General features: G+C 34.0%; 5 protein-coding genes. 3 read left to right on the top strand and 2 right to left on the bottom strand.

Annotated features, from left to right (window positions below):
• Positions 1 to 1,493, top strand: a 1,493-nt coding sequence (locus CW752_RS01070) for a M48 family metalloprotease (protein ID WP_101237956.1), incomplete at its 5' end; no start/stop codon positions are given.
• On the opposite strand, the gene CW752_RS01065 is transcribed toward CW752_RS01070, so the two are convergent.
• Both CW752_RS01065 and CW752_RS01060 read right to left on the bottom strand, forming a co-directional pair.
• Positions 1,490 to 2,206 (bottom strand): DUF2490 domain-containing protein, encoded by a 717-nt coding sequence (locus CW752_RS01065; RefSeq protein WP_101237955.1) that lies wholly within the window; start codon positions 2,204 to 2,206, stop codon positions 1,490 to 1,492. The two genes, CW752_RS01070 and CW752_RS01065, sit on opposite strands and share 4 nt — an antisense overlap.
• A gap of 71 nt (positions 2,207 to 2,277) precedes the next feature.
• Entirely contained in the window at positions 2,278 to 4,089 is a 1,812-nt protein-coding gene (locus CW752_RS01060) for a TonB-dependent receptor plug domain-containing protein (RefSeq protein ID WP_101237954.1), read from the bottom strand.
• Between the two features lie 617 nt (positions 4,090 to 4,706).
• Here CW752_RS01060 and uvrA point away from each other — a divergent pair.
• Positions 4,707 to 7,499 carry an excinuclease ABC subunit UvrA gene (uvrA, locus tag CW752_RS01055; RefSeq protein WP_101237957.1) on the top strand — a complete coding sequence of 931 codons (2,793 nt, stop codon included), beginning with the start codon at positions 4,707 to 4,709 and terminating at the stop codon, positions 7,497 to 7,499.
• A 206-nt stretch (positions 7,500 to 7,705) separates the two neighbouring features.
• On the top strand, positions 7,706 to 8,206 hold the full coding sequence (locus CW752_RS01050; RefSeq protein ID WP_101237953.1) for a hypothetical protein: 501 nt from the start codon (positions 7,706 to 7,708) through the stop codon (positions 8,204 to 8,206).
• Positions 8,207 to 8,380: the final 174 nt, after the last annotated feature.

Genomic DNA, 8,380 nt, shown 5'->3' with positions numbered 1-8,380 from the left:
TAGATCAGGCACAAAAAATTATTTTTGAAACGGTTTATAACAATAAGGATTATGAGAATTTCATTTTAGAATTTTCGGGCGGAAATGCCATTTTCACTTTTTTTGGACACATCTCAGTAGGTTTTATCAGTGCCTTTCAATATATTCTCAAAAACATGTCGAGCTTTCTCTTTAAAAATCATGCTTCATTACAGAGAGAAATGGAATATCATGCTGATGCCATTTCAACGTTTGTAACCAATCCTGAAGAACAGACTTCATCTTTATTAAGACTGGAATTAAGCGATGCAGCATTAGCCCATTCTATTAACTTTTATATTGAAAGCAAAGAAAAATATCTTCCGCAGAATCTTTATAAAAATCAGACTTCATCGATGCAGATTTTGAGTGAGCGAAACAACCATCCGTATGTAAATGGTCTTCCTAAAATAGACATAGAAGATCTGAACCGCTACAACAAATCAAGAATAGAAATCGAAGATCAATGGGCTTCCCATCCTGATATTGCTAAGAGAATTGAAAAGATTAAAACAAATAAAACTCAAAACTCAGGTTTTAATCATAGGCTTGCAACGGAAATTATTAAAGGTTATGATCATATCTGCGAAGCCATGACCAGGAAATACCTGACCTTATTACAAATAAAAAATGTAGGAGAAATCATAGATAATGAAAGTTTTGTTCAACTCTATAGGGAAAACAGCTCTTATGAAAATCTGAGCTTGAAGTTTAACGGATATTATGAGAGACATAATCCGGTTTTAGAAAATCTTGAGGTTGTTCTTTCAAATCCAGTACAAATCGACAGAGATGATCTTTTCAGCGATACAAAAGTGTCTTTAGTGTATGAAAAAGCAGGAATAGAAGGTGATTTACAGACTTTAAATTATTTGTATTCTCATCCTAAAGACATAAAAACATTCAGATTTGAGGGCACTTTATACAAAGCGAAGGATGCCCAAAGCCTTATCCCAAAATTTGAAAATGAACTGCAAAAAGTAAAGAATGATCTTCTTGAAAATGATAAAATTATTTTTGCCCATTTTTATAGAATTTCTGCCGAAACTGATAAGGAAAACCTTTTCAGTACGTACGAGAAGTTCAGAATGGTTGATAAAGAATATGATGAATTTCAGGAAAGTCTTAATGAATTTATAGGATATTTGCAGTTTATGGCTGTTACATTACCTTTTGAAGAAATCCGTAAACACAGGGTAAAATTGCTGCAAGCTGAAAAACCTTTTAAACAAAAAATTAAACATCTTCTGGAAGATTCAACCTATGGAACTTTATTGGCAGAAGAAGACAGAAATCTTCTTCAACACTATGTAGATGCGCACTATATTTACTTCAACAATGATCGCTACCTTCAAAACGAAGTTGACTCTTTATCATTGCTTATTGAAAGGTATCAGACATTATTGAATGAACATTATCTAAATTCCAAACAAGAATTAGTAAATCTTCAGGCAAGCTTGGATAAGGCTTATTAATCCGCTCCAGGGAAATCGTAAGTCTTCACATGATGGTCTGTATTGTCTATATTGATATTCAAGGCAAGATATACAAAATGTAGATTTCTATTTCCCTTTGCTTCAAACTCACGCTGCCAAAGGTATCCGCCCAGTACCCCAAAATGCTCATCGATCTGATAACCCAAACCTCCGTATACTCTGTTTCTGGCAAAAGTAGGTTTCATAGGGGTTACTAAGAATATTTCATCATAGGCATTTGCGAAAACAGTTCCTTTTTTAATGGTCTTTGCATTCAAAGGAACACTTACATTCAAACGATAACGATAGCGCATCCTTTGAGATGTATTATCCGTTTGAGGTTCATAAAACCAACTTTTTTCAACTCTGAAACGGTTTTCAAATTTCACAATCCCTTTTTTAAGATCGATAACATCTTGAAGCCATACTCTGAACTCTTCTTTGCTTAAACTATGATCTTTATAATTGACATACCTCCCAAGCCCTATAAAAGGTTTATGATTCTTGGTAAGATTATACCCTAATCCTCCTTTTATCTCATAATAATCCGGATAGGTATAATCTTCGTTACCACGCAATTGCCCTTCTGCATAAAGGAAAAACTTCGGATGAAATTTGTAGGTTAAAGTCACTGCATTGAAGCTGGAAATGTGTTCCTGAGCTTTAAAAAAAGAAATACCAAGTAGTAAACCTAAACCTAAAAAACGTTTCATAAAAAATTTTTGCAAATGTAAATCTTTTAACAATTTGTTAATATTAACTTTAATTAATATCAAATTAACATCTACTTAATATTAATTGTATAAGAAAAACCAATGTGGAACCACCTTTGCGGCATTTGAACTCCAAATGCTTCTGTGTATTTTGTATTGGTAATATTGTTAATCAACACATATACAGAATACTCTTTTTTGGTAAAGCTTAATTTGTCATCCAATAGTTGATAGCTTCCTAAATTCATTCTTTCATTGTATCGGTAAACAACTTCATTCGTAAAGGCTCCAAGGAATTTCGCTTCCACTTTACCTATGAACTGATGTCTCAGATTATCCATAATATATTTTGAAACAAATTCATTGGATTTTTGAAATTGACCATCAATATAGGTATACCCTGCCATCATTTTCAGCCAGTTGGTCATTTTGTAATTAATCTCGGTCTCTATTCCTTTGATTTTGATATTTCCAACATTTTCGGCAACCCATGTTTTATCGTTAATGTCTTTTTTTATCCAGTCAATAGAGTTCTTTGAATCTCTTAAAAATCCGCTGATTTTAGCTAAAATCTTTTGATTCTGGTATTGATATCCTATCTCAGATGAAACACCGTTTTCAGGCAGCAAATTTGGATTACCACGCTCTTGTGGACTTACATAATAAAGATCGGTAAAAGTTGGGATACGATGAACTTTCCCGATGTTTCCGTACACTTTGTTGTTTGGGTTAAAGTTATACCCTACATCCAATCCCGGATAGAAGAAGTTTCCTTCCTTAGAATAGTTGGCCCATGAAATTCCCGGGCTGATATTTAATTTTTTATCTAATAAAGAGAAATGATGTTCAAAGAAAACCTGAGAAACAAAACGGTTAGGATTTCCAAGATTGGTACTTACCAGAAATTCCTTTCTCAACTCTACACCTACTCCGGTTGTTCCCAATCCCCATTGGTAGCTTGAGTTTACTTCTCCACCAACATTATTACCAATGTGCATATTTCTATATCCGCCAGGATTCTGTCTGGTATATAAATACATATCCTGCCCTCTTCTCCAGTACACATTAGAATTAAGTTTTAATTTTCCAAATGTCTGCTGATGAGCCATACTTACAATAGACGCCTGCATTTCCTCATACTGATTTATAGCCGTTTTGGAAGCATAAAACCCATTAGCTCCGAATTTCTTTTCCGAAAAACCAGCCTGAAGTCTCAAATCTCCATTCTTAATATTCAGTTTTCCCTGATAAAATACATTTCGAATTTCATAATCCGTATTATACATATATCCTTCTGATCCTGAAGAGTTGGCCTGAAGGGTATTGGCAAATTTTTCATTTCCCATCTGAGCATTGAATCCTAATCCATAAGAACTATAATCCCCACCTTCTGCACTTATTTTAATTTTTTTTCCTATTCCCGGTTTCGTAATCACATTAATTACTCCCACGTAAGCATTCTGTCCAAAACGCCTGGCAGCTGGCCCTTTAATGATTTCAATTTTTTCCACATCTTCCAGATCTATCGGAAGGTTCATAGAGTTGTGCCCGGTTTGAGAGTCGTTCATCCTTACTCCATTCAATAACAACAGAACCTGTTCAAAGGAACTTCCACGGAAACTGATATCACTCTGAACTCCATTAGATCCTCTCCTTCTAATGTCCATACCCGGAACCTGCTGAAGAATTTCATCAATACTCTTAGAAGCAGCATTGGCAATATCTTCTTTGGTGATAACCGTAATGTTCTGGTTGACACTTTTATAAGGGGTGGAGATAAATTTTCCCTGAAATTCAATATTTTCAATATCAGTTGTTTTTTCCTGTGCGTGTACACTAAGTAAAGCGCTCAGAAAAAAAACACTTCCTATCTTTTTGATCATAATCGTTTTCGTAGTTTCTTTAATAACCTCCAAAAATAAGAGAGTTCACCAAGACAGCCAAATGATACTTGTCATAAAAAAGATGCAACATAGAAATGTTGCATCTGTGTGTCGGAGGGAGTATTTTTATCTTTTTCTCATTAAATGTGTAACTAGATCTCTGAATAATTTTCTCATTTCTATATTACATATTTATGAATACAATTTTAACTAATTTTAAAATATGAAACAATACCTTCAATAAAAAAAATAATGAAACTTATAAACCCGCTTCAATACAATAAAAATTGATATAAAAAGTGGAATAATTACACAAAAACATCTCATATCATCCTTTTTATCAATGTATTATTTTGTCTGCAGCACTCTTATTCTTAGATCGTACAGATTATTTTTTAGTAAGAATAGATACATACAATTTTCGCTAAAAATTCGTAATTTTGTGGGTCTTAATTTTACAATGAAATATTCTCTTTCCAGGTCAGTTTTATCAATATGTTGTATGACAACGGAAAGGCTTCATGTTCAATTGATGACAAGTGTAGAATATTCTATGCAAAACACCATTATACTGGCAGATCATAATCTGTACAGTTACTTTTATGAATAAACAAAATATGACTCATACAACAGAAATAGATATAAAAAAACAGATTTACGTTAAGAATGCACATCTTAACAATCTGAAACATATAGATGTCCTGATTCCTAAAAATAAACTCATCGTTATTACAGGAGTTTCGGGAAGTGGTAAATCATCTTTAGCTTTTGACACGATTTATGCAGAAGGACAAAGACGGTATGTTGAAAGTTTGAGCTCTTATGCCCGCCAGTTTTTAGGTAAATTGGAAAAGCCTAAAGTAGATGACATTAAAGGTTTAGCTCCATCTATTGCTATTCAACAGAAAGTAATTTCTTCTAATCCACGATCTACGGTAGGAACCTCTACTGAGATTTATGATTATATGAAACTCTTATTCGCCAGGATTGGAAAAACATTTTCTCCGGTTTCCGGGGAAGAAGTAAAAAAGGATTCTGTTTCGGATGTTGTGGACTTTATTAAAGCTTCAAAAAAAGAAACTTCTTTCCTACTTACGGCTCCAATGGAGTATGATGTCGATAATTTTAAAGAGACATTAAATATTTTAAAATTAGCAGGTTTCACAAGACTTGAAATCAATGGAAATATAGCAGGAATCGAAGATTTGGAAAGTTTCGGATTTACTCCGGAAAAAGGAATGATCATCAATCTTGTTATTGACCGTTTTTCATATGAAGAAGATGAGAGCTTTTTACAACGACTTGCAGATTCTATCCAGATGGCATTTTATGAAGGTCGTGGTCATTGTTCATTGAAAAATACAGATACCGAAAAAGTAAAAGAGTTTTCTAATAAATTTGAACTGGACGGTATGGAGTTCCTTGAACCTAACGTTCATTTTTTCAGTTTCAACAATCCGTACGGAGCATGTCCTGCATGTGAAGGATATGGAAAAGTAATCGGAATAGATGAAGACCTTGTAGTTCCCAATAAAACATTATCTGTTTATGAAGATGCCGTTGTCTGCTGGAGAGGAGAAACGATGAGCGAATGGAAAAAAGATTTCATAAAAAAAGCAGGCGACTTCCCTATTCATAAGCCTTATCATCAGCTGACAAAGGAGCAGAAAAATTTTCTTTGGAAAGGAGATGGAAAAAGTAATTTCCCTTGTATCAATAACTTCTTCAAAATGCTTGAAGAAAATTTATACAAAATTCAATACCGCGTTATGCTTTCACGTTACAGAGGGAAAACCCTTTGTCCTACCTGTGAAGGTTTAAGATTACGTGAAGAAACAAGCTGGGTAAAAGTAGACGGCCATAATATCCAATCGATGATTGAACTTCCTTTGGATGAATTGTCTCCAATGATCAACAATCTTAAATTATCGGAGCATGATCAGGAAGTGGCCAAAAGACTATTATATGAAATCACAACCCGTCTGGAATTTTTATTAAAGGTAGGTTTAGGATATTTAACTTTAAACAGAACTTCCAATACCCTTTCAGGAGGTGAAAGTCAGAGAATTAATCTGGCCACCAGTCTGGGAAGTTCTTTGGTTGGCTCTATATATATTTTGGATGAACCTTCTATCGGACTGCATTCTAAAGATACTGAAAATCTCATCGAAGTTCTTAAAAATCTTCGGGATTTAGGAAATACAGTCATTGTTGTAGAACACGATGAAGATGTCATGAGAGAAGCCGATTATATTATCGATATTGGTCCGGAAGCCGGCTATCTCGGTGGTGAACTGGTATTTGCAGGAGATTATAAAGACCTGAAAAATGCCGACACACTTACTTCAAAATACCTTACCGGAAGATTAGAAATAGAAGTACCTGCCAAACGCAGGAAAGCAAAAGAATGGATCCACATCAAAGGAGCACGTCAAAACAACCTGAAAAATATTGATGTTGATATCCCTTTAGAAAATCTGGTAGTTATTTCCGGAGTATCGGGAAGTGGAAAATCTACATTGATGAAGGAAATTCTGACCAATGATATTCAGATCCAATTAGGAATGGGTGGAAAGAAAGGTGATTATGACTCAGTAGAATTTCCTAAAAAACTGATCAAAAATATTGAACTGATTGATCAAAATCCAATTGGAAAATCATCCAGATCAAACCCTGTAACCTATCTGAAAGCTTATGATGACATCCGTGATCTTTTTGCAAAACAGAAAGTGGCCAAAATGATGGGATATAAGCCCAAACATTTCTCTTTCAACGTAGACGGTGGAAGATGTGACGAGTGTAAAGGTGAAGGGGTAATCAATGTTTCCATGCAATTTATGGCAGATATTGAATTGGAATGTGAAACTTGTAAGGGATCCCGATTCAAAAATGAGATCCTTGAAGTTAAATTTGACGAGAAAAATATTTCCGATATCCTTCACATGACTGTGGATGAGGCATTGGAATTCTTTAAAGATAATAATGAAGAGAAAATTGTAACCAAGCTAAGACCTTTACAAGAAGTTGGGTTAGGATATTTGCAATTAGGACAAAGTTCTTCTACGCTTTCCGGAGGAGAAGCCCAGCGTGTAAAATTAGCATCATTCCTTGTAAAAGGGGTGACAACAGATAAAACATTGTTTATCTTTGATGAGCCTTCTACTGGTCTTCATTTCCACGATATTCAAAAGTTACTGAAGTCTTTACAGGCACTGATTGATTTGGGACATTCCGTAATTGTCATCGAGCACCAGCCGGATATCATTAAATCTGCAGACCACATCATTGATATTGGCCCGGGAGCAGGAAAACATGGTGGTGAAGTTGTTTTTGCCGGAACTCCAGAAGCTTTGGCTAAAAATAAGAAATCTTATACAGCTAAGTACGTTAAAGAAAAACTTGAAAATTAAATATCCACAGAGGGCCTTATAGCTCTCTGTTTTTTAATTAAAATCACTAAGGAATTATTAAGCCGGTTTTCCTTTTTATTTTTTTCTTAAAAATTTAGGTTTTAAAACTAATTTACATCATATATTCATTTTCTGCTTATATCCTATTTTTAAAATACAAATACTATTATTATTTTAGCAGGGAATTTGACTTAATACTTAGGGATATGAAAAAAATAATTTTACTGAGCGCTGTATCAGTTTTTTTAATGAATTGTAATAAAAAGACTGAAACTCCGGCTCCGAAAGCTGAAGCTGACACCATTGCAGTAGCTGAACCCGTAATAGATACACTAGGGCCAAAATCATTCTGTTATATTGGGGTTACAGGAAAAGACAGTGTATTTGCCTCTATTGATGATAATCTGGGAACAATTACCGGAAAAATATCTTATAAAAACAGTGAAAAGGACAGCTCAAAAGGTGATATAACAGGCTTTAAATCAGGAGACACATTAAAATTAACCTATGAATTTACTTCAGAAGGTAAAAAGAGCAAAAGAGATATTTATTTCCTTCAGAAAGACAATACTTTAACAGAAGGAATTGGTGACCATAAAGAAGAAGACGGACAGTCTAAATATTCTAATGAAAAAAAGATTAGCTATAAAGATGGACAAACACTAAGCACCGCTGATTGTAAAGTCGTTACTAAAGCTTTAAAATAGTGCTCCGGACTTTTATGTTTAAAAATAATTCAAGCTGTTCTCAAATATTTTGAGAACAGCTTTTTATTAAGAATATATTTTAGATTTTCGATCCTTCCAAGCAACCTTCTTTTTCCCAATAATTTTCAACTATATTTTTTAAAATTCCAATATATAGTTTTACATGTGGAGGCT

The organism is Chryseobacterium sp. PMSZPI, assembly GCF_002835665.1.
Classification (GTDB): domain Bacteria; phylum Bacteroidota; class Bacteroidia; order Flavobacteriales; family Weeksellaceae; genus Chryseobacterium.
The sequence above is the reverse complement of the archived record's forward strand: the minus strand, read 5'-3'. Positions and strand labels throughout refer to the sequence as shown.